Source organism: Acidovorax sp. HMWF018, from assembly GCF_003061035.1.
Classification (GTDB): domain Bacteria; phylum Pseudomonadota; class Gammaproteobacteria; order Burkholderiales; family Burkholderiaceae_C; genus Acidovorax; species Acidovorax delafieldii.
The window spans coordinates 1-1,332 of record NZ_QAIM01000478.1 but is presented as its reverse complement, the minus strand read 5'-3'; the positions used below and the strand labels follow the sequence as shown (position 1 = coordinate 1,332).

At 67.8% G+C, this 1,332-nt stretch carries 1 protein-coding gene and 1 pseudogene; one reads left to right on the top strand and one right to left on the bottom strand.

Annotation, left to right across the window (positions count from 1 at the left end):
- Nucleotides 1–742, bottom strand: a 742-nt coding sequence (locus DBR23_RS20280) for a DEAD/DEAH box helicase (RefSeq protein WP_369882146.1), incomplete at its 3' end; no start/stop codon positions are given.
- 189 nt (nucleotides 743–931) lie between these two features.
- Between DBR23_RS20280 and DBR23_RS20275 the strand changes: the two are divergent.
- Nucleotides 932–1,332 (top strand): annotated as a pseudogene (locus DBR23_RS20275) (hypothetical protein); the annotation flags it as partial.

Below are 1,332 nucleotides of genomic sequence, written 5' to 3'. Positions count from 1 at the left end.
CGTGGTTGGCCACGATCACCTGCGCGCCCACCAGCTCCTTGCGCTTGTCGTAGTAGGTGCACTGGCTGAAGGCCGGGCAGTGCTTGCCGGTGCACGATGCGCCTTCGGCCGCCACGGGGCTCCACACCTCGGGCTCGGGCGGTGTATCGAGGCTGTCGCGGTCGCCGTCCCACGCGCCTTTCGACAAGGTTTGCGCCATCGTCGAATAGAACTGGATGCGCGCCTCGGTTTCGTGCCGGGGGCGCTTGGCGCGGGCGGCGGCTTCCTCCTCGGCAAACAGGTCGTCTTCGCCCTCTTCCTCCGCCTCGCCCGTGCCCGCCAGGCGGTCGAGCTTGAGCTTGCACACATAGCGCCCGCGCCCCTTGGCCAGCGCAAATTTGAAGGGCTGGGGCATCAGCGCGGCCAATGCGGGGAGGTCCTTGTTGACCAGTTGCTCCTGCAGAGCCACCGTGGCTGTGGAGATCAACACCCGCGTTCCGCGCGACAGCGCCAGCGCAATGGCGGGTGCGCAGTACGCCAGCGACTTGCCCACGCCCGTGCCCGCCTGGATCACAGCGATGGACCGCGTGGGCGCGGCCTCGCCACTTTCTTCATCCACCTTGCCCAAGGTGGCGCTGCTGAAGGTGCGTGCCACCTGCTGCGCCATCAGCCGCTGGCCAGCACGGCTGCGAAAACCCTCGGTGGCCGACACCACCGCATCGAAAGATTCAAGGGCCTGTGCGGCCCACACCTGTTGAGACATACAGTAGTGTCGCATGCTCCAGACGGCGTGGCCGCCGACCGTGCGGTGGGCCCGAATTCTGGCCTTGTAGCAACCCCTTGGCCGCACAATCCGCGAACAATGACACTAAAAAAGGGGTATGCGATGCGAGGGAGAACAGCGCAGGCTGCAGGCCTTGGCCTGCACGGGGCCTTTGCGTGGCACCAAGCCTTGACGCAATGGCTGGGCTGGGCGGTACTGGTGATCTGCCTGGTGGCCGGCGGGGGCGCCAGGGCGCAAACCAGAACGTCGCCAGCGGGGGCGCAGGCAGACAAAACCCAGGAGCGCCAGCGCTTGCTCGCGCAGCAAGTGCTGCCCACCGACCCGGGGCGGTTTGCCTGGGGGCGCGCGGCCGAGGCCGTAGGCCAGGAGGCGGATGCGATTTATCTGCGGCTGGCCCTGGCGGACGATTGGTTGCGGGCGCTGGAAGGTGCGCCGGCGCCCGCTGCGAGCAGCATCGAAGCCGCCATCGCCCATGGCCGGGAGCTGGACCCCTATTTTCTGGAGCGCCGCGCCCAGGCCATGTGGACCACCCTACTGAAGGCGCAGCAGTTGCGGGCTGAGTGGGATCG